The following is a 20,519-nucleotide window of genomic DNA, read 5'->3' on the forward strand; positions in this document are numbered from 1 at the left end:
GGCAGGGGAACTAGTGCAGCTCTACGCCAAGCTGGGCCAAAGCGTCGCCCAAGGAAGGATCAGACGGGTGCCCGTTGTAGAGCACCGAACCGTCGCGGTCGATAAGTACCATGCGAGGGATGGAGTCTACCATGAGCAATCCGCTCAAATCGCCCCCATTGCGATCCAGTAGCCAGGGAACCGATTCCATTTCCTCGCGCTCGCGAACCTTTACCGCGCTCTCCAATTGCTCGTTGCGGTCCGTATTAACTCCCGCCACGAAAATCCCCTGCTCGGAGAGCGAGCTTTGCTTTTCCTTCAGCTTCGGCATCAAGCGGATACAGGGACCGCACCAGCTGGCCCAAAAATCGACGAGCATCGCCTTGTCGTCCCCCATCCACTCCGCTATGGTTTTGCTATCACCTTCCACATTGGCCAAAACCATGTCCATCGGCACTTTGAAGTCCGCCATCGCAGCCTGCTGAGCCGCCTCCATTTTCTGGCGGGCTAGAAGATCGCCAATCCCAAAAATGGAATTGAATCCGGGCGCCTTGGCGTAGGACTTGATCGCATACTCTTCGAACGCTTCCTTGTCGCCCGCTCTGTAGGCGGTCACACAACGCAAGGTATCAGCAAAGCCTGCTAGCTGCTCGGTAGAGTAGAAAGAACGGTCAACGCCGAACCGGAACTCATCGCCAACCGAGTCGATGCGTTCGATCAAATCTGGCATCATGGCGAGATCGCCAGTCGAGAGCATGCGTACAATCTCTGCTTCGAGTATCCAATCGCTAGGCATGCCGGCATCGATCGACTCCTGCAACGCAGCCTCGAAGTCTGCATCTTTATCGCTCGCTGCAGCGACCAATTCATCATGCTCCGCTTCTCCGGCGAAGGCTGCGCTAAACAATAGGGTGACAGCCGCGAACAGGGTCGAGGCTCGCAATGAGTTGAACAAATTCATACACGGACAACGCCCTACCCACCTTTCCGCATGCAAGCCAATTCTGCCGCAGGGCCGTTTCAACTTGCCCCAGCGCCATTGCGGCTTAGCCCTTTCGAACTCGTCTGTTCAAAAACTCAACGCCTCCCAAATTACTCAAACAGGTGCCTGCCCTTTCAAAAGATCGCGTCCATTCCACCCTAAAAAAATACTTTGGGCACGACTCCTTCCGCCCCTTGCAAGCGGATATTGTAGATGACGCCTTGCAGGGTCGCGACGTGTTTGCGCTCCTCCCCACAGGCGGCGGCAAGTCGCTTTGCTATCAATTGCCAGCGGTCCTATCGGAAGGACTAACCGTGGTCATCTCACCCTTGATCGCCTTGATGAAAGACCAGGTGGACGGCTTGACCGAAAACGGTATCTCCGCCACTTACCTGAATTCCTCGCTAGGCAAAAAAGAAGCCGCCCAACGCTACGCAAAACTATTTGCGGGAGACTACCAAGTTCTCTACGTCGCCCCCGAACGGCTGATGCTGGGAGGCTTTCTTGAAGACCTCAAGAAGTGGAAGGTCTGTCGCTTCGCAGTCGACGAGGCACACTGCATATCCGAGTGGGGCCACGACTTCCGCCCGGAGTATCGGCAACTCGCGGAGCTACGACGTCGTTTTCCGGATACGCCATTCATGGCCCTCACCGCTACCGCCACAGACCGGGTGCGAGAGGATATCGTCAAGCAACTTAAGCTCCGCCAACCGACCAACTATGTCGCTTCATTTAACCGGCCAAACCTGAGCTACCGGATCGAGCAGAAACAAGCGGTCTTTCGCCAAATCCTCAAATTCGTGCAAGCCCGCCCCTTTGACTCGGGCATCATCTACTGCTACTCGCGCAAAGCGACTGAACAAACCGCAGACCGCTTGCGCCAAGAGGGAATCGAAGCCCTCCCCTATCATGCAGGTATGACGCCCTTGCAGAGAGCGAAAAACCAGGAGGCGTTTATCCGCGACGAAGTCAAAGTCGTTTGCGCCACCATCGCCTTCGGGATGGGAATCGACAAACCGAATGTCCGCTACGTCATCCATCAAGACATTCCCAAGAACATCGAAGGTTACTATCAAGAAACCGGACGAGCTGGACGCGATGGGCTACCTTCCGAATGCGTCCTCTTCTTTTCTCCCGGAGACGTAGCCAAACAACTTAACTTCATCGCCGAAAAAGAAGCGCAAGAGCGGGAAGTAGCCAAAGAGCAACTACGCCAGATGGTCAACTACGCGGAATCTTCCCGATGCCGCAGAGTCGAGCTGCTGGCCTACTTTTCTGAAGTCTGGACCGAGGAAAATTGCGGCAATTGCGACAACTGCAACCAGCCTAAAGAAACTTTCGACGGCACCATACCCGCCCAAAAATTCATGTCCTGCATTTTCCGGGCAAGCCAAGTTTCGAGCTTTGGCGTCGGTATCAACCACATCGTGGATATATTGCTAGGTTCCCGAAACGAAAAGGTCCTCAAATGGGGGCACGACCGACTATCAACCTACAACATCGGGCAAGAACATAAGCGTGCCGAATGGCAAGCCTTCGGCCGAGAGCTCATTCGCAAGGAATACGTCTTTCAAGATCCAGATGCATTTGGAGCGTTGAGCCTAACCAGCAAAGGAAAGTCCGCCCTGCGTGACCGCTCTCCCATTACGCTGACGAAATTACCCGTATCCGCGAACGCGCTACAGCGAGACCGCAATCGTTCAAAAGGTGGTATCGAGTGCAACGAAGACCTTTTCTCCATCCTCCGCAGCTTGCGCAAAGAGATCGCCGACGAACAAGGAGTCCCTCCCTACATCGTCTTCTCTGATGTTACGCTACGAGAAATGGCACGCTATTTTCCCGCCAATGAAGACAAGCTCTCCGAGATATCGGGAGTCGGCTATAAGAAGTTGGACGCTTACGGGGAAGCTTTCCTCGAAGCGATCACCGAATTCATCATCGCCAACCCAGACGCCCCCGAAGAGTTTCGGTAAAATCGAACGATGTTCCGTGTCACGGATACACGAAGAGCAACGCTGAAAAGCTCTCTCAAACTCACCAAGAAATCTAAAGCGATCTACTTAACACCAATTTCCAGAAGCTGGGCATCTACTTCTTCAAAACCACCATTTTTCGTCGCTCGTAGTTTTTTCGACTTTCACCCCAAGCCCCGAAAAAGCCCATGAGCTTCTCCCAGTAAAGGCGGCAAATGGCATCTAAACCTTTCACTGGTCCAATCTTTTCTGGTTCCCAAGAGTGCGAATACAATTCGTGCGATTCGAAACCAACCTCAAGTCCCACATCAATAATCTGCTTGGGCGGCATATCTCTCTCTGTAACATCGTAAAGCTCCCTCGCTTTTACAGATTCTTCCGCCTTCGCGTGCCCTGATGCGGGCTCGTGACAAACTAACACGCCACCCTGCTTCAAGGCTCGATAGGCACAGTCCAACGCAGCCCGATCATCAACCGCATGATGTAGAGAATCATAGAAAACGGCTCCATCAAACTCCTCATAAAAACCAAGAGTTTCGTAATCTGACACGACAAACTCGAGCCTCTCGGCACCATATCGCTCCTTGTTGGCCCAAGCAATTTCGATCATATCCTCCGCAATATCAACGCCCACCACATCATAACCCGCTAGGCTCAAAAACGTGCTCGTCCAACCAGTTCCCACTCCCAGATCTAGAATCCTCGCAGGAGCCGGTGGCAACAATGACATGATATTGTCCAAATGTATGAAATACATGCGACAATTCGAATCCGAAAAAGGCTTCCCCATCGCATGTATTCGCCCCTCTTCACCGAGTTTGTTCAGATAACTTCTCTCGCCTTCCTTTGACACAATCCGAAACCACCGTTTTAACTTTCAACAAGCAATCTACAATTCGCTATATTGTACTAAAATAAGGCTATCTCGAATGCATCGATCCCCTCGTGTATCCATACTCTACTGCAGTCAGTGCAACTGGATGCTACGTGCCTCTTGGCTGGCCCAAGAGCTCTTGCACACTTTCGGACAGGACTTGGGCGAAGTCGCTCTGCAACCGGGTACGGGTGGAATCATGGAGATCCGTTTGGACGAAGAACTTATATTCTCCCGAAAGGAAGTCGGGCGCTTTCCCGAATCTAAAGAACTAAAGCAGCTGATTCGCGACAGGATCGACCCAGAACGGTCACTCGGACACAGTGACCGGTAGTCTATTGACTAACGACCGATCCGTCCGAGCCCCCCGCTCAAATCGGAGCAAAATCAATATTGCAAAGTCCCATAAATCGTTGATTCCGTAAACTACTGGGGTGTTAACCCCAAAAAACACATATTACACCAAAGACAATAGCCCTATGAGACAAACATCTATCCTAGCAATCGCAGCATCTCTCGTGTGCGCCACTTTGACCTTCGCAGACGATCATGCTACAGAAAACAAAAACCTGCCCGTCACCAAGGCTGAGCAGGACGCCCTCAATCCCGATAAGGTTCTCGAGGACCTTAAGGAGGGGAACGAAAGGTACAAGAACGGCAATCATACGGATCTGAACACCAAAGCACGTGTGAAGGCCGCCCAAAAAGGCCAGTTTCCTAAAGCCTACGTACTATCGTGTGTCGATTCGCGAGTACCCGTCGAAAGTATTTTCGATCAAGGGATTGGGGACATCTTCGTGGGGCGAGTTGCAGGAAACGTAGAAAACGAAGACCAGCTCGGCTCCATGGAATACGCCGCTGCCGCCGCCGGAGTAAAACTCATCGTGGTGATGGGTCACGAGTCTTGCGGCGCAGTGAAAGGGGCCTGCGACGATGTCAGGCTAGGTAACTTGACTCTGCTGATAGAAAAAATAGCCCCGGCCGTGAATTCTGTAGAAGGCTATGAGGAACAAGAGATGAGCTCAAAAAACAAGTCATTTGTATCGGAAGTTGTGCACACAAACGTAGAGCGGACGGTCCAAGACATCCGCGACCGTAGCCCCCTTCTGGCCAACATGGAACTTGAAGGGAAAATCAAGATAATCGGAGCGTACTATTCCCTCAAGGACGGCTCGGTAACCTTTATGGAATAACCTGCCAAGCAGTTCCTACGCAGCAAGGCACCCAGCATCAAAACTGTGGGTGCCTTTTTTGTTGCCAAAGCATGAATGGCTATGAAACCAAAGAGCTCCAGATCGCCTCGTCGAATCCGCTCACGCACCCTTTGTCAGTAGCCAAGAAAGGGCGTTTCACCAAGTTTCCGTTAGACTGCAGCAGCTCATACGCTTCCTCCACCTCAAGACTAGGCAGCTTGTCCTTAAGACCCAGGCTGCGATAATCCCCTCCGGACACATTGAATAGCTTTTTGAGATTAAACTCATGAGCGGCCAATGCTTCTTGAAGTTCAGTCTTGCTCGGAGAAATTTCCCTAATTGCGACTTCCTCGAAATCGACTCCCTTCCCTTCAAGCCACTTCTTCGCCTTGCGACAGCCGCTGCATCCCTTGTACATGTAAAGCTTAACCATTGCTCGAAAACAAAGGAGTGAAAACCGTCGCGAGCAATCCTCAAACTTTCCAGATGAGCACTCAGATCGAAATCTTCCGCCAATTGCTTTGCAAATTGGGCCAAGAAATCCGCGATACCCTCTATCAACACCAACAACGGAATACGGAAGAGTTGTCGGCCATAGCAGCAAAGACCCAGGCCGACACCATCTACGAAATCGACAAGGTTAGCGAAGAGCTAATCCTGGCTTGGCTAAAAGAGAATTGGCCCGCACACAGTCCGGTACGGCTCATCATGGAAGGAATCGAGGACGACCAGTTCGTGACCTTCCCAGCTAACGCTGAAAAGAACGAACTCCTCCACCAACTCATAATCGACCCCATCGACGGTACGCGAGGCCTCATGTACGACAAACGACCTGCCTGGGCGCTGATTGGCCTCGCTCCCCACATCCTCGAAAGACAAGTCACCCTAGAGGATATCGAGGTAGCCGTCATGACAGAGCTTCCCACCTCCAAACAATTCATATCCGAACAGCTGAGTGCCACACGCTTCAGTGACGGGGAGACCGCCTTTTACCGCGTATCCAAAAACCTAATTTCCAACGAGGAACACGAGGTCCCTCACCGGCTTTCCAAAGCCACCGACTTGAAGCATGGGTTCGCCTCCATAGCTAAATTCTTCCCGCAATGCAAAGCGGCTCTCGCGCAGTTCGAAGAGGAGCTCTACGCGGAGTTGACCCCCGAAAACGAAACCCAGGAAGCCCTCATTTTCGATGACCAGTACATTTCAACCGGAGGGCAACTCTACGAGCTAATCGCCGGCCACGACAGGCTCGTTATCGACGTCCGACCGCTCGCCTTCGAAAAGGCAAATTTGCCGCTGGCCCTAAGCTGCCACCCCTACGACTTGTGTACCGCTCTAGTGGCAAAAGCAGCCGGGGTAGTGATCGAGCTGCCGGGTCAAGAAACGCTAGACATCCCACTGGATACGACCACTCCCGTGAGCTGGATCGCCTACGCCAACCCAATGCTAGCCGAAAAGATACGCCCCGTAGTCAGCCGGCTAATACAAAAGCACTTCTGAGCCTCTGAGCGCCTCCGCCCAGATCGAAGGTGGAGGAGCTTGGAAAGATAGAGGCTCGCCAGTTTCGGGATGCTTCATCTTGAGGGAGCGTCCATGTAAACCGAATAGCTTGTCTTCCCGTGGACTTCCGTAAAAAGGATCACCCAAAATCGGGCAGCCTGCATGTTGAGCATGGAGCCTTAATTGATGAGTGCGTCCCGTTTTGAGCAACCCTCTCAAATACGAAATTCGATTGGAACCATCGATTCCCAAAACCTGAAAGGTACTGATCGCAGGTTTTCCACCTACATCTACATTGGCATGTCTCCCTTTGCCGACTGGAGCGATCCGAGTCTCCACTCGTTGAATACTCTTATCCCAGACACCATCCGCTAGCAGCCAGTACTCCTTACGAATCTGCCTGCCTTCAAATTGGACCGCCAGTTCCTTTGCTAGCCTTTTCCCTTTGCGCAAGACGACAACTCCACTGGTCAGACGATCAAGGCGATGACAGCACCATACTTGACGTCCCACTCGACTGGATACCTCCTGCTCTAAATCGATCTCCCGATTGGCACCACCCTCGCACAGCATTCCAGAAGGCTTGTTCGCGACAACAAAACCTGCTGACTCATAGAGAATAAGAGATTGCTCGTCCATGCAGTGTGAAGTGCATGCAAGGCATCCGAACCAGAATCCTCAATCGAATTCGATGAAGTGCCTAATTTCTCGAAGCGATCTCCAGAGAAATCTCTGTTAGAGCATTCTTGATATCTACCAGCTTGATAGGCTTGGCAAGGAAGCCGTCCATTCCTGCGTCTTTCGACATTTCGAGCGAATCGCCTCGGACGTTTGCGGTTAGGGCGTAGACAAAACAACGGCGGGGAGTGGAACGATCAGCTTCGATATCACGGATGATACGGGTAGCCTCAAAACCATCCATTTCCGGCATCTGGCAATCCATGAAGATCAAGTCATAATCATGGCGCTTAACCGCTTCCACGGCCTCGACCCCGTTTGCCACTAGGTCCGCGTGATAGCCAAATTTCTTCAGCATCATGCGAGCGACCTTTTGATTAACCGAATTATCGTCCGCCACTAGTATCCGCAGAGGCAACGAAGCCGCAAACCCTGAGTCAGAAACGATATCTTTGGATACGCTGAGACGCGATTCTGACAATCGCTTCCGGTCAAAAGACTGCAAAGCCTCTAACAAAGACCCGACTCGACACGGTTTAAAGATGCTCTGCGCTCCACGGTTCTTGCTAGGCGAGGAGCCGTGATCCAAAAGATTCACCACCATTTTGGCCTTACTAGTCAACGTATCCAGCAACTCGACACAGTGTGTCTCCGCCACCGTTGGGTCGGCTCCATCAAGCACCAAGAAATCGAATTCCTTACCCCGATTCTCGCCACTTGTAAGTCTGTCAATCGAAGGCACAATGTGAGGCCGCAAGCCCCAAGCGCTCAGCAAGTTGCTGAGGTAATCCCTCAACACTGCATTGGGCTCTACGAGGAGAGCCGTCATTCCGTCGAGCTCAGCTTGCTTGGAAAAGACCGAGTCTGCAGGTGCAGAAGCCAAGTCGTCGAAGGCTATGTCAAAGTGGAAGACAGACCCCTTGCCCAAAGAGCTTTCTACCCACATTTCTCCGCCCATCAAGTTAGCGAGCTGCTTGCTAATCGAGAGCCCGAGTCCCGAACCACCGTATTTGCGGGTAGTCGATGAGTCGACCTGAGAAAAGACTTCGAAAAGGCGATTAATACGATCGGCAGGTATTCCAATACCGGTGTCTCTTACCGAAAAGTGAATCTTCCCGTTGAGTGGAGCGTGCACGCAAACTTCAACCTCGCCGACTTCAGTGAACTTGACCGCATTGCCGATTAGATTGACGAGAATCTGACGGAGTCGGGTGATGTCTCCCACCACTTCACTCGGTGTATTCAGATCTACACGACAAAGCAAATCAATCCCCTTCTCAGCAGCCTTAGAAGCAAGCAAGTCCGCCGCTTCCTCTACGCAGTCCCGTACACTAAAAGTCGCTTTCTCGATATCCAGCTTTCCGCTCTCGATCTTGGAGTAATCCAGAATGTCGTTGATGAGCGTGAGAAGCGTGTCGCCGCTTATGCGGATTGTATTCAGATAATCACGTTGATGTTCATCCAGCTCCGTCTCAAGCAGCAGACTAGCCATCCCGATCACGCCGTTCATTGGCGTGCGAATCTCATGGCTCATCATGGCGAGGAAAGCGCTTTTCGCCCGAGTCGCTTTATCGGCCTCCAAGGCAGCCTTTTTCGATTCCTTCACCGCATTCGCCAATTGCACGGCCAGCGTCTCCGCCTCATCCTTTTGCTCGATAAGACTGTGCTTCGCAATGTGCTCTTCCGTCACATCAGAAGCGATACCCAAGTACCGTTGCACTTCCCCATGGTCGTTAAGAAAAGCTCTCGCCACACTGCGAATATATGCCCGCGAACCATCCGGTTTACGAATACAGGCCACAACCTCTAAGTTCTTACCCTTGGCAAGGGACTGGTCGATCAAACGCAAAACACGGTTGGAATCCTCGGGATCCATACAGGCCATCCACGAGCGGTAACTTGGGTCGAAGTTACGACAAGACACCCCATAAAGCTCATAAGTGTGCTCGTCCCAAACGAGCTCGTCTCGCTTCACATCCCAATCCCAAATCCCGACATTGGCGCTCTCCATCGCAAGGGCGAACCGACGGGAAACCTCTTCCAGTTCCATCGTTGCTTTTCTCTGCTCCGTGATATCGGTCTGGATTCCGTAGAAGAGTTTCTCTTTCTCTCCCGATTCGGGAAGCGGTCTGAGCTCGAGTGTGGCCCAATAGCCAACTCCATCTTTTCGTTCGCCATAAAATTCAAGGGAAACGCTGGAACTCGCAGATAGCGCCTGAGCAATCCGAGCAATGTAAAGCGGGTCGTTCAGGTCAGGTCGAATATGGAAAAAAGGCTCGCTCTCTTGAATATGCTCCAAGCTAAACCCGATCATTTTCTCAAAACCGGCATTAGCCCACTGAATTTGGCCATCGGAATTACAGAGAAAAATCCCCTCTTTCGCATTGAAGGCGATCGCGGTAAAGCGACCCATTTCCTGCATCAACTGGTCTTCTTGAGCCCTAGTCTGAACCAAGGTCGAGGCCAAGGTTCTAAGATTGCTGAGAACCCCCTGCTTCTTTTCCGCACGCTCTATGCCTAGACGTTCACGAATCGTCTCTATCTCGCCGGCCAAAGCCTCTGCCAGACGTCGTTGGAAAATATAAAACAGGACACCCAAAATCCCCCATGCGATAATCAAAACCAATGCGGTAGCGACAGCCGCTCGAGCAAGCCTCTTGCTCGCGTCAAACCGACCCAGAAGCCAACCGCTGGCAGACTCTGTTCCCAACTTGTTCGGGCGAGACCAGTAGACCCAACCGTGGGCGTAGGCTCCTCCCTCCTTTTGACTTTCGAAAACCAAATCCAAAGTCTCCTGCGCGCTCAGAGAACCCACACTTGCTTCCTTATCGGACGCCAAAGTTCCATCTGTCAGCACGCGATAAAGCTCCAAGCCTTGGTTCACGTTCGCGGTGGGGTCTGCCATACGCAGCTCCAAACGCTCCACCTCAGACTCGATGATGATATGCTTAACAACGAATTGGTAACCTCCAAATCCGATCAAAAGTACGACGGCGAGAGAGTGGATCAGCCACCGGATTTGGTTTTTTAGAAACTTATCGGTCATGACAATAAAGTGTAGGCCCTAGAGAGGCCTACGCATTTACCTTAGGCCGGGTCGCTCTACTATCGGCAGTTCGTCGTTATAATTGAAAAAACCCGGAAAATAACCTCGGGCGCGTGCTATTTTACTCGCCATTCGTTTCTTCGGTGGAATTCTCCGCCATTCCACGCGAAGCGCACCCAGGCGACTCTGAAAGAAACTGTCAAATTCGCGTGAACCTGGAACCACAGCTCGCAAGAATCACACAAAGCACCGATATATATACCTACAGTAGATAAACCTCTTTCATCCCGTGAAACCGCTCAACGAAACCAAAATGCCATCATTCCATCCCTTACTCGGAGTACGGGAGCTGGTTGCGTTTGACCTCGAGACGACGGGACTCCGCTACAAGCAGGAGGAGATCACCCAGATAGCTGGCGTGAGATTGGGAGGAGCCAATATGACTGTGGCGGACAGCTTTAGCACTTACGTCAATCCGGGGAAATCAATACCCCTCGAGATCCAACAGCTGACCCGCGTGAGGGACGAGCACGTCAAAAACGCCCCCAAGCCCCTGAAGGCTCTCCAGAACTTTTCGCAGTGGGTTGGAGACGCCACTTTGTTTGGACACGACGTGTACCGCTTCGATTTCAATTTCATCCGCAAATACTCGCGCCGCGAGGATGTGGAGACCCGAACCATCCGCTTCATCGACACCATGGACATCTTTGAAGTCATGTGGCCCGACTTTTCTCGCCTGAGAAACACTCTCGACGACATCGCGGAGCGCCTATCGGCCGGACTTTCTTCCATGCGCCGCCACGACGCCAAGAGCGACGCTATCCTTCTAGCTCACGTCTACCAGCGCATCCAGGACCATCCAGATCTGGAAAAGCTCTGCAGCCGTGTGCCTGTTCACGAGGAAGAGATCCCGGCAGTCGCAGTGCTCGCTCCCAAGAAGTCATTCCGAGTGCAAGAGCCGAAGCGTTTCGATTACTCGGCCTACTCCTTCTAGGATTGTTCAAACCACTTCGGACGAATCAACGATCCGAACAGAATTGACCCGCATTTCCTAGGTGGCTCCAATGCGAGCCATGTCCCTCGCTACCGATCTACTCGAAGCTGCCAAAGAGCTGCATACCGCGGTCGACTCACTTAAATTCAGTTCGCCCGTAGCCTACGTTTACAATCCGCTGGGCTACGCTTGGAAACCGCAGGAGACTTACCTCCGAAAGTTCGGCTCAACGCGGAAGCGGGTGATCTTTATGGGCATGAATCCCGGACCTTGGGGCATGGCCCAAACCGGAATACCCTTCGGGGAAGTTGCCGCAGTGAAAGACTGGATGAAAATAGAAGAGCCAGTAGACATTCCCTTCCCCGAGCACCCCAAACGGCCCGTCCTTGGTTTTGCCTGCGAAAAGTCTGAGGTATCGGGCCGAAGGCTTTGGGGACTTTTCTCCGAAAGATATCCCAAGGCCAAAGACTTCTTCGCCGACCATTTTGCCCTGAATTACTGTCCCTTGGTTTTCATGGAAGAGAGCTCGCGAAACCGGACTCCAGACAAGCTGCCCGTCGCGGAAAGCGCACCGCTGTTTGAAGCCTGCAATCGGCACCTACGGCGCTGCATCGAGATCCTTCAGCCCGAGTGGATCGTGGGAGTCGGAGGCTTTGCCCAAAAGCAAGCCAAGGAAGCCCTGCAAGGCATCGATATCAAACATGGAAAAGTGCTGCACCCTTCCCCTGCCAGTCCCGCAGCGAATCGTGGCTGGGCAGAAGCCGCTTCCAAACAGCTGAAAGAACAAGGAATCTGGCCCGCTTAGGTCACTAAATACAGGCACAAAAAAGCCACTGCTAGCGGAAGCAGTGGCTGAAAACGGTCTGGCCTGCTTATTTGCTCCAGTCGATTCCGTCGAAGTTCGAGCGATATGTGTCGCTGAAACAATTGCGAGGAGCGTCGCCCTTGCCATTTCTGCCATCAGACTTGGCGGCTGTCGACGCCTTCGCAGGCTTGGTGTTATTCGATGATGTCGATTTGCTCTTTTTTTCCTCTGCCATTGAAATGCTAGGTTACGATCCGCGGAAAAAAATATTAGCGACTCCCTCTGTCAAATCCATTCAACGCCCCGCCAACGTCAAAGCGAAGATTTCAAATTCCTTGAAGAACCTGCCGCACTCACCCTTCTCGAATCCACAAAAGCAATCGGAATAAAAGGGGATACGTTTCACTCTGGTAGGTGTCGCAATCAACATCTTCAAAAAACCGCCACCCCCAAGCTCCATGAACTGGAAAAGAACTTTTTACGCCGCTATCCTAACCGCCAGCATCACCCTTTTCGCCATGGCTAAAGAGAAAAACGAAACTCCCATCGAGAATTCCGAAGACCCCGCGGCATGCGCCGTACCGTCCAACGCAGCCACTACCGCACAAGACGCTTTCAAGAAAAGCGACTCCGAGTGGCGAGAGCTACTGGACGAAAACCAGTTTCGCGTCATGCGACTGCAGGGAACCGAGCCAAGCTTCCGGAACGCTTTCTGGGACAATAAGGATAAGGGCCTCTACCTTTGCGCCGCCTGCGAGGCCCCTCTTTTCGCAAGCAAAGAGAAATTCGATTCCGGAACCGGATGGCCTAGCTTCTGGAAAAGCATCGCCCCTGAAAACGTGGGCGAAACAGTGGACACCAGCTACGGAATGCGACGCGTGGAGGTGCACTGCAACCGCTGCGGCGGACACCTCGGACACGTTTTCGGCGACGGTCCTCGTCCCACAGGCATGCGCTACTGTATCAACTCCGCCTCTTTGGAGTTCGTGGCCAAAGCGGATGTCGAGGAGCGCGGACTCGAAGACTACGCCAAACACGCCAAGTAGGCATTGAGCGACACGACAGCCACTACGGCAGCTCGAGACTGGACATCTAGAGTCTAACGGAGAAGCTGTCCGACATGTCAGCCTCCCTGCAGCAGCTACTCACTGAACAACCTCCCAACGCTTCGGGAGTCCACGAAGCAGTGGCCCGACACAGCGAAGCGATCTTCGGGGAATTCAAGGGAATTCTTCCTCTATTGCTCGGCAAACGAGAAAAGGGGCCTTTCATAAACCTGACCCTCCCCAACACGGTCACCGAGAGCAGTGAAGCGCTTCTGCAGACGATCGCCGATCTAATCTGGGTCTACGATCTGCGGCTCATCTCTTTTGTATCCGCAATCCGGATGCAAGATGACGTAACCGGCGAAACGTCGATGCAGGCTCTTCTTATCACGGCCGATAAGACTCATGCCTTTTTCCAACTCCCTTGGAAGCTAGAGTTCGACGAGAATAGCGACATTTCAAAATTCGAACGTTCGACTGCATCTTCAGATATTATCCCTCGCGAGATTTGGAGCCAGCTATTCGCCTCCAAGGTAACTCCGGATACCAGAACGATCTCTTACGATCGCCTGATCGAACGCTTCGGAGACGCCGAACTTCTGCCACAACCCTAATCCCTCAGACAGGGTGCCCATTTTCCAACTACGCGACGAACCCATCTTCCCCGACCCCGAATTGGCGGAAAAGGAAGGTATCATCGCCATCGGCGGCGATTTGAGTCCGGAGCGGCTTATCGCTGCATATTCGAATGGGATCTTTCCGTGGTTTTCAGAAGGCGACCCCATTCTTTGGTTCTCCCCTACGCCTCGTATGGTCCTCTACCCCGAGAAATTTCGACTGAGCAAAACTTTGTCGAGGCTGGTTCGCTCGGGAAGGTACGAGCTAAAGATAGATCACGACTTCAACTCCGTGATCGCCGCCTGCGCAAAAGCCGTTCGCCCGGGACAAGACGGGACTTGGATAACAGAGGACATGCAATCCGCCTACATCCGACTCCATGACCTCGGATTAGCCCACTCCTTCGAAACCTACCTCGACGGCAATCTAGTGGGTGGCCTGTATGGCGTTTCCCTGGGAAGCGCCTTCTTCGGCGAATCGATGTTCCACACCGAAAGGGACGCCTCCAAATTCGCGGTAGCGGCCTTGGTGGACTTTGCAACAGCGAACCACTTCGACTTTATCGATGCCCAGCAGCCAACAAAACATTTGGCGAGTCTTGGGGCAGAGGAAATTCCGCGCAGCCGCTTTCTGAAGGAATTGGCTAACAGCATGCAATCGGATACGATCCAAGGCCACTGGTCCTGATTCTAGAATCACCCTATGCTCTATCTAATCGCCGTATCCGTTCTTTGGGCATTTTCCTTTGGAATTATTGGCTCAAGCCTCTCGGGTGTAGATTCAAACTTCAGCGCCGCGACACGTCTCGGAATTGCTTGCCTGTGCTTTTTGCCATTTTTCCGGCCGCTGAAAATCAAGCCCATCGAGATCATAAGCCTCGTGGCAATAGGCTCTTTGCAGCTAGGCGTCATGTATGTCGCCTACATGCGAGCGTTCAGTTACCTGCCATCGCATCTGGTAGCCTTATTTTCGGTACTAACTCCACTCTACATCGCAATCTCACATGACCTTATCAACCGTCAGTGGCATTGGAGCTTGATGGGTTGCGCCCTCCTCTCTATCGGCGGCGCAGTAATCATTAAGTTCAGTGAACCTAGCGGCGATTTCTGGTTTGGCTTTGCTCTGATGCAGATCGCCAATATCGCCTTTGGCCTTGGACAACTGCTGTATCGAAACTGGAAATACAAGCGACCAAACCTTTCTGATCACGAAATTATCGCCGCTCTCTACGTGGGAGGAACCGTGACTGCCATCGTTGGCTTTTTCCTCTGGGGCGACGCCGAGCGAATCGTTCCTACCAGCAAGCAATGGTATATTTTGCTCTATCTCGGAGCCGTAGCTTCAGGCTTCGGATTCTTCTGGTGGAATAAAGGGTCGACCAAAACATCCGCCAGCGTTTTGGCCGCCAGCAACAATGCTGTGGTTCCCATCGCCATGGCCCTTTCACTCTTCGTTTTCGGAGAGGCGAGCGATATAGATAATCAGTCCGTGGCAAAGCTCCTCACCGGGGCCGCTCTCATCTTCGGAGCTATCGCTTGGGGACGGAAAAGCAGCGCTCGCTCGAAAGCATAGCGCCGCTTCAGAAACGGGTGCCCGCAAAGAGTCAGCTACCAAACGTAGCTAGCGCCAAAACTCATTTGGCGTCCACGACCTGGTACTCCGGGGACTTCCTGAAAATCTTCTTTCCACAGATTCTCGATCGAGGCATTCAGCTCGAGGCCCTCGATTTCAGGCACCGCATAATAAATTCCTAAGTGGGTGAAGAAGGCACTATCCCCACTCTCCCTCAGGACATTCTCGCGTTGCTTACGATACTCGTTATCCACTCGCACTTGTATTTGCTCGGTCGCATTCCAAATCGCCGCAGCGGTAACTCGCGCCTTGGCGTAGTTGAGCGCGTAGAAGCTAGCATCGACTGTTTCATCCTCATACGCCTCGTCTTTATCGAGCAAAGTGACTCCGCCTAGAAAATCCACCTGTCCAATACGAGTGGAAGCGATTAACTCAACTCCCCGCGTATCGATATCTACGTTACGCGCTGACCGAGCGCTTGGAGATTCGTAGGAGAAAGTCCAATCGACTAAATCATCATCGCGACGCAAAAACGCCGCTGCGGAAAAGGTCCAACCCAAGCGGGTAAAAGCTGCTCCAGCTTCCAGATTTTGAGTTACCTCTCGCTCCAGATTTGGATTGCTTGCAAAAAGTCCAGAGGTCGCGCCTCCAACAGCCGTGTATCCAGCGACCTGAGACGTTTGCGCAAAGGAGACATAGTAGCGGTCGTTTCCTCGCTCCCAGCTAAGGTCAGCCAACGGAGATACTTGAGAAGAGTTACGATTGGAGTCGTCCAAGCTCAGACCAGCCCGCAAGCTTACACTTTCATCGTCACCTGATAGGAGCAAATACTCTGGAGCGACCGTTACCTTCAGATAGTTGCGAGAGGTGAAGCTATTTTCTAGCTTCGTTGACTCGATTTCGTCCGCCGCAACCTGGGCCATGTAGTTAAGTTTCAAGCCATCTCCCAATACTCTCACGCCTTTGATGGCCGCAGCAGAGACTTCCGTTTCGTGAACAAAGCTCCGGTTATCCAAAGCGAAACGGTTGAACAGGTAATGGTCATGGTGACGGCGATAGTAGGCGGTCGCTTCCCAATTTCCCTCTGAGCCGTTGTCCTGAGAATGATTTAGCATAATCAGGCTAGTTCGAACTTCGTCAGATTCAGGAGAACCGTAAGGGGCCGCGTAAAGCTCCGGCCACGCTAGGTACTTGGATTGATAGCCAATAAACAAATCAGTCTGCGAGTCTTCGCCAAGTCGCTGCAATCTGCCGCTGTAACGCACAAAGTTGTGGTCCCCGTTTTCTATCGACCCGGCACTCTCAGATCGAGAAACCTCCGCTTCGATCCCCCATGAAGACGATTCGTCCCGGGACAAAATCGCAGCCTGACGCAGTCTCTGGAAATTAAGGCTGTTGTCCCCAAATCCCAAGGCAGCGTTTCCGCCCTCTTCGATTTCCGACCAGGAAAAATCGATTGTCCCAACTGAGCTGTTGAAGCCGCCCAAGGCGTTATCCCCCGCAACCAACAAACGTGGACCATCCAACATTTCTGGAGCAATTGGGATCTCCGCGAAGTAGTGTCCAGTCTGCGGATCCATTACGGTCGCGGCACCCACTCGAAATCCTGTATTTTCGAAAATTCCTCCTCTGATACTCACGTCGCCCTGCGCTTCCGCAATGTTGCGGACCTGCAAATCAATCTGCGGATTCAACTCCAACCGAGAAACAGGAGCCCCATAAGTTGAGGCCGGCTCTACAGTCGCCGTATGCGAACTGCTAACCGAGAGCTCAGGTAACTCGACAATTGCCAAATCATCGTCCTGAGCAACGCATAGAGTCGCCCCAAAAAGAAGAGCTGTAGCAGCTCCGAGCGGCTTACCGTGCAATTTAGATATTAGTTTGGAGTTCATTTCGAACCACACCAATATCAAAAATTCTTATTAGTAAACTTAAAAACCTAACTTCTTAACAATAAAACAAGAGATCGTTAAATTTCCTTAACAAGACTGAGCAATTCGTCTCCATGTGCAGCTGACGTGACCTTTTCGACTGCAGCTGCTAAGCTGAGATCGTCTCTAAGCAGATAAGCCGAGCGAGTGGGCCCCAAAAAGGTCTTTCCGTACATCTTCTTTTCTACCAACGAATCAGTCGCTTGGGCGAATAGATGGTCAGGATCCGAGACCAGCGGAAAGGAGAGTCCATGCTTGGCCGCATATTTAAGGTGGGAGCCAACTGTGTCTTTGCTCAATCCAATCAAGCCGATTCCCTTCTTATCCAGCTCTTCTGCAACCGTTTGCATCTGCACTGTCTGCTTATCACAGCTGGAGGTATTGTTTCTCATATAAACTGAAACGACCGTTGGACGCTTTATCAGCTCGGCAAATGGTCCCTCCCATTTTTCGCCATCTACCACGGCTTTAACAGGGAACGACAAATCAAGTTTCTCTTCTAACGCTTTCATCTAGTTTATCTTTTTGTGACTCTCAAGTGAATGGGCGGCGCCAAGCACAGCAATTAGTAAGACATTCTGCCCTAGCTTTAACAAGTAGTCGCTCGCGGCGAGTAACTGGTTGGAACCGAAACAACCACAGTCCAATTCTAGTCCTCGAAAATAGCCTTGAGCCACAAGGGCGATAAACAGCAGCAGCATCGACAGGCTAAGCAGTTTAGCGCCAGCTCGAAGCCGCCGGGCGAACAAGCAAAGGGCGACTAACAATTCGAGGATTGGTCCGAAGTAAACCAAGAAGCCAGCCAGCCACAGAGGGAAAACGCGATAAGTCAGCAAAGAGGATAAAAACGCTTCGGGATCTCGAAGCTTAACAATCGCTGCGACGGCAAAAGTTAGACCCAAAACCCAATAGAGTAACTCCTTGAAAAATGCTCGCTTCATAGCTGGCCTCCTTCCTCCGTCAGACCTGCTTCGACCAAGGCCTCCCAGCCACCGCGCAAGGCAAATGCGTCTTCGATACCCAACTCCACACGAAGCCGTTCCGCGACACTGTGCGACCTCAGGCAAGACTGGCTGGAACAGTAGACCACAATACTTCGATCTGGTGTCCACAACTCCAACAATCGGGAGAATCCATCTTCCCAATTTTCCTCATTCACCGAAACAGCACCGGGAAGATGGGAAACGTCGTAGTCATTCTGCAAACGCGCATCGACCCAGACCGGATCCTCCAATGAATCTAGGTCCTGCAGGCTGAGTTCGAGATTCGAGTCCACAAAACTCAGTCGATCCGAAAACGAAACATAACAGGCCAAACTGAGTACGGCCGCAAAAAGCAGTAACAAAAAAGACTGGCCTAAAGCTCGCTTCATCAAGGCTGCAATGAAGTTCTTTCCACTCCCCGGAGTCGAGCGAGAAGGCTGCTTTTGAATCGGTACACAAAAAATCGGCTTACCTCTAAGGAAAGCCGACGTGCGAACCCCGAACGGGGCTTATTGGGAATAGCTAAATTAGTTCTGTCCTACTCCGAGGGCTGGATAACGCTCCATAACCTTCTGGATGCTGGCATCGAAAAGACTGCGAGCTTCCGAGATGCTGGCGCTGAAATCTTCGAAAGTAAGGGTCGCGATATCGTCTTCGATATGGGCAAGAACCTCAGCGACGCGGGTAAATCCGAAGTTGCTGGAAGACCCTTTGAGCTTGTGGGATTCCTTGGCGACCTTCGCCTTATCTGCTTCGAATTCAGTCCCGTTGATCAACGAGAACTGGCCGTTTCCATCTTCCACGAACTCGTGAAACAAATCCGCCATATCTTCGTCAAATTCTTCATCTTCTTCTCCGAAGATCATCTCTAACTGTTCCCAGTCAATAAGTTCTGAGTCACTCATGTTTTTTTGTAAGCTTAAGCTAATGTGGATTTGGTTTAAATTGAATACGGGAGATGTTTAAAGTCGAATGCGTCTGGCTCCATAACCCAGCTTGCTTTCAACGACGCGCTTGGTTCGGGTAGATCCTGGAGTCACATCCCCAACTAGGCCCTGGGCCTTGGCGAAACTCTCTCGAAGGGCGACTACGACCTTTTCGTACTCGTCCTTGCTGAGGTGCAACAACGCAATCAGCAATGGATCCGGCCCCGGCAAGCTACCGCCCAGCTCATCGTTGATGATGGTTGGGATCATGCGTTTGGCAAAGGACATGAGACACGCCATCCGTTCGTAGTTTCCAGCCTCTGAGGGTTCAAACTGATAACGAACCGGAGCTACGATCTCATCGGAAAAGCCCCAACGTCTCATTACCGAGGCGCCTACTAGGGCATGGTTCACTCCGAAAATCTTCATTTCTTCCGCTGCGATGGCTACATCTTCGGGCAATTGGTTTTGAAAGGCAACATGACCGCCACGATTCCGGACTTCCTTTTCGACAAATACCATGCCGATTCCGTGTAGCAGGCCGATTGTGTAAGCGACTCCTGGCTCTTCTCCGTATTTGCGGGCTAGACGTTCCATGGCGAGGGCACACGCTACCGAACGTCTCCAGAACTGCCCCGACGCGAGCGCGTAGGTCTCGAGCGGCTTGGCCATGATCTCCGAAAAAGCGAGCATGGTCATGATCTGGTAAACGTCATTGAAACCGAGCTGCATGATCGCGTCGTCAACCGAATCGATATGATAGCCGGGGTTAAAGTAAGCGCTGTTGGCCGTCTTCAAAATCATCGCGCTCAGTGCAGCATCCATGCGGATAGCGTCGCGAATCTCGTCAGGGTTGGTGTTGCAGTCGGATACCATCCCTTGGATGCGAGGTAAAATCTGCGGTGCCACAGACATCTCTTCAATGTCGCACACGAGCTCGTCTAAGTTGAGTGGGTAGTTGATCATGATAGGCCGAATGGGTTCGCAGCCAGTTCATCGGCCGAGCTCTTGTAAAGTTGAGCGGTTTGCCCCTTCTTTTGACGATCCGAGACTACACCCAATCAATCTTCCACAAGGATCCTTACGCTCCACACCGATCCGGACTAGGAGATATTACTCAATTTTTAACGAGGGCATACTAAACAATCCTACTCAAAAGCCGATTACTTGGGCTATGAATACAAGAATTGAGATCCGGTTGAGCGAAGATGAATGGTCCCTTTTGAACGCTGCAGCGGACAGCATTCATTCATCCCCTGAAGAGTTAGCCCGCATTTCCCTCATGCAACGCTGCATGGTCATGTCGGTGGATGAAGAAGTATGCGATTCCACACGCGGCATGCTCGGACGCGCCTTCCAACTCAACTAAGGCAAATACAATTTCCCTCCTCCCTCAAACGGAGAACTAACGTCCCTTTG

General features: G+C 52.1%; 23 protein-coding genes. 11 read left to right on the top strand and 12 right to left on the bottom strand.

Annotation, left to right across the window (positions count from 1 at the left end; genetic code table 11):
* Positions 1-10: 10 nt before the first annotated feature.
* Complete coding sequence (locus tag H5P27_RS12935) at positions 11-940, bottom strand: TlpA family protein disulfide reductase (protein ID WP_185660819.1); 930 nt, start codon at positions 938-940, stop codon at positions 11-13.
* A 143-nt stretch (positions 941-1,083) separates the two neighbouring features.
* Here H5P27_RS12935 and recQ point away from each other — a divergent pair, with 143 nt between their 5' ends.
* Positions 1,084-2,934 carry a DNA helicase RecQ gene (recQ, locus tag H5P27_RS12940; RefSeq protein ID WP_185660820.1) on the top strand — a complete coding sequence of 617 codons (1,851 nt, stop codon included), beginning with the start codon at positions 1,084-1,086 and terminating at the stop codon, positions 2,932-2,934.
* Positions 2,935-3,049: 115 nt separating this feature from the next.
* On the opposite strand, the gene H5P27_RS12945 is transcribed toward recQ, so the two are convergent.
* Complete coding sequence (locus H5P27_RS12945) at positions 3,050-3,664, bottom strand: class I SAM-dependent methyltransferase (RefSeq protein ID WP_185660821.1); 615 nt, start codon at positions 3,662-3,664, stop codon at positions 3,050-3,052.
* A 199-nt stretch (positions 3,665-3,863) separates the two neighbouring features.
* Between H5P27_RS12945 and H5P27_RS12950 the strand changes: the two genes are divergently transcribed.
* A complete protein-coding gene (locus tag H5P27_RS12950; RefSeq protein ID WP_185660822.1) occupies positions 3,864-4,142 on the top strand; it encodes an Rdx family protein in 279 nt (92 codons plus the stop codon).
* A 145-nt stretch (positions 4,143-4,287) separates the two neighbouring features.
* Positions 4,288-5,001 carry a carbonic anhydrase family protein gene (locus H5P27_RS12955; RefSeq protein ID WP_185660823.1) on the top strand — a complete coding sequence of 238 codons (714 nt, stop codon included), beginning with the start codon at positions 4,288-4,290 and terminating at the stop codon, positions 4,999-5,001.
* 79 nt (positions 5,002-5,080) lie between these two features.
* On the opposite strand, the gene H5P27_RS12960 is transcribed toward H5P27_RS12955, so the two are convergent.
* Positions 5,081-5,434, bottom strand: a complete 354-nt coding sequence (locus H5P27_RS12960; RefSeq protein ID WP_221774705.1) for a Spx/MgsR family RNA polymerase-binding regulatory protein — start codon at positions 5,432-5,434, stop codon at positions 5,081-5,083.
* Between the two features lie 53 nt (positions 5,435-5,487).
* On the opposite strand from H5P27_RS12960, the gene H5P27_RS12965 reads away from it, so the two are divergent.
* The gene (locus tag H5P27_RS12965; protein WP_185660824.1) at positions 5,488-6,501 is read left to right on the top strand and encodes an inositol monophosphatase family protein; all 1,014 of its coding nucleotides are present in this window, start codon (positions 5,488-5,490) and stop codon (positions 6,499-6,501) included.
* On the opposite strand, the gene H5P27_RS12970 is transcribed toward H5P27_RS12965, so the two are convergent.
* Complete coding sequence (locus tag H5P27_RS12970) at positions 6,481-7,140, bottom strand: RluA family pseudouridine synthase (RefSeq protein ID WP_185660825.1); 660 nt, start codon at positions 7,138-7,140, stop codon at positions 6,481-6,483. The two genes, H5P27_RS12965 and H5P27_RS12970, sit on opposite strands and share 21 nt — an antisense overlap.
* A 61-nt stretch (positions 7,141-7,201) precedes the next feature.
* Positions 7,202-10,225 carry an ATP-binding protein gene (locus tag H5P27_RS12975; protein WP_185660826.1) on the bottom strand — a complete coding sequence of 1,008 codons (3,024 nt, stop codon included), beginning with the start codon at positions 10,223-10,225 and terminating at the stop codon, positions 7,202-7,204.
* Between the two features lie 313 nt (positions 10,226-10,538).
* On the opposite strand from H5P27_RS12975, the gene H5P27_RS12980 reads away from it, so the two are divergent.
* Both H5P27_RS12980 and H5P27_RS12985 read left to right on the top strand, forming a co-directional pair.
* Positions 10,539-11,219: a 3'-5' exonuclease gene (locus H5P27_RS12980; protein WP_185660827.1), complete on the top strand. Its 681-nt coding sequence runs from the start codon at positions 10,539-10,541 to the stop codon at positions 11,217-11,219.
* Between the two features lie 79 nt (positions 11,220-11,298).
* Positions 11,299-12,024, top strand: a complete 726-nt coding sequence (locus H5P27_RS12985; protein WP_185660828.1) for a uracil-DNA glycosylase family protein — start codon at positions 11,299-11,301, stop codon at positions 12,022-12,024.
* Positions 12,025-12,091: 67 nt separating this feature from the next.
* On the opposite strand, the gene H5P27_RS12990 is transcribed toward H5P27_RS12985, so the two are convergent.
* Positions 12,092-12,259 carry a hypothetical protein gene (locus H5P27_RS12990; RefSeq protein WP_185660829.1) on the bottom strand — a complete coding sequence of 56 codons (168 nt, stop codon included), beginning with the start codon at positions 12,257-12,259 and terminating at the stop codon, positions 12,092-12,094.
* 223 nt (positions 12,260-12,482) lie between these two features.
* Between H5P27_RS12990 and msrB the strand changes: the two genes are divergently transcribed.
* From msrB to H5P27_RS13010, 4 genes are all read left to right on the top strand, one after another.
* Entirely contained in the window at positions 12,483-13,070 is a 588-nt protein-coding gene (msrB, locus tag H5P27_RS12995; protein WP_221774706.1) for a peptide-methionine (R)-S-oxide reductase MsrB, read from the top strand.
* A 74-nt stretch (positions 13,071-13,144) separates the two neighbouring features.
* A complete protein-coding gene (locus tag H5P27_RS13000) occupies positions 13,145-13,684 on the top strand; it encodes a hypothetical protein (RefSeq protein ID WP_185660830.1) in 540 nt (179 codons plus the stop codon).
* 13 nt (positions 13,685-13,697) lie between these two features.
* On the top strand, positions 13,698-14,375 hold the full coding sequence (gene aat, locus H5P27_RS13005) for a leucyl/phenylalanyl-tRNA--protein transferase (protein ID WP_185660831.1): 678 nt from the start codon (positions 13,698-13,700) through the stop codon (positions 14,373-14,375).
* Positions 14,376-14,390: 15 nt separating this feature from the next.
* Positions 14,391-15,260, top strand: coding sequence for an EamA family transporter (locus H5P27_RS13010; RefSeq protein WP_185660832.1), 870 nt, complete (start codon positions 14,391-14,393; stop codon positions 15,258-15,260).
* Positions 15,261-15,295: 35 nt separating this feature from the next.
* Here H5P27_RS13010 and H5P27_RS13015 read toward each other — a convergent pair whose 3' ends face one another.
* The 6 genes from H5P27_RS13015 to H5P27_RS13040 form a co-directional block, all read right to left on the bottom strand.
* Positions 15,296-17,152, bottom strand: coding sequence for a TonB-dependent receptor domain-containing protein (locus H5P27_RS13015; RefSeq protein WP_185660833.1), 1,857 nt, complete (start codon positions 17,150-17,152; stop codon positions 15,296-15,298).
* Between the two features lie 77 nt (positions 17,153-17,229).
* Entirely contained in the window at positions 17,230-17,703 is a 474-nt protein-coding gene (locus tag H5P27_RS13020; RefSeq protein ID WP_185660834.1) for a peroxiredoxin, read from the bottom strand.
* Entirely contained in the window at positions 17,704-18,132 is a 429-nt protein-coding gene (locus H5P27_RS13025; protein WP_185660835.1) for a MauE/DoxX family redox-associated membrane protein, read from the bottom strand.
* Positions 18,129-18,563, bottom strand: coding sequence for a rhodanese-like domain-containing protein (locus H5P27_RS13030; RefSeq protein ID WP_185660836.1), 435 nt, complete (start codon positions 18,561-18,563; stop codon positions 18,129-18,131). Before H5P27_RS13030 ends, H5P27_RS13025 begins: the two co-directional genes overlap by 4 nt.
* 138 nt (positions 18,564-18,701) lie before the next feature.
* Complete coding sequence (locus H5P27_RS13035) at positions 18,702-19,079, bottom strand: Hpt domain-containing protein (RefSeq protein WP_185660837.1); 378 nt, start codon at positions 19,077-19,079, stop codon at positions 18,702-18,704.
* A gap of 57 nt (positions 19,080-19,136) precedes the next feature.
* Positions 19,137-20,066, bottom strand: coding sequence for an HDOD domain-containing protein (locus tag H5P27_RS13040; protein ID WP_185660838.1), 930 nt, complete (start codon positions 20,064-20,066; stop codon positions 19,137-19,139).
* A 208-nt stretch (positions 20,067-20,274) separates the two neighbouring features.
* Between H5P27_RS13040 and H5P27_RS13045 the strand changes: the two genes are divergently transcribed.
* The gene (locus tag H5P27_RS13045; RefSeq protein ID WP_185660839.1) at positions 20,275-20,469 is read left to right on the top strand and encodes a hypothetical protein; all 195 of its coding nucleotides are present in this window, start codon (positions 20,275-20,277) and stop codon (positions 20,467-20,469) included.
* Positions 20,470-20,519 lie beyond the last annotated feature (50 nt).

The sequence above is a fragment of the Pelagicoccus albus genome, assembly GCF_014230145.1.
GTDB lineage: Bacteria > Verrucomicrobiota > Verrucomicrobiia > Opitutales > Opitutaceae > Pelagicoccus > Pelagicoccus albus.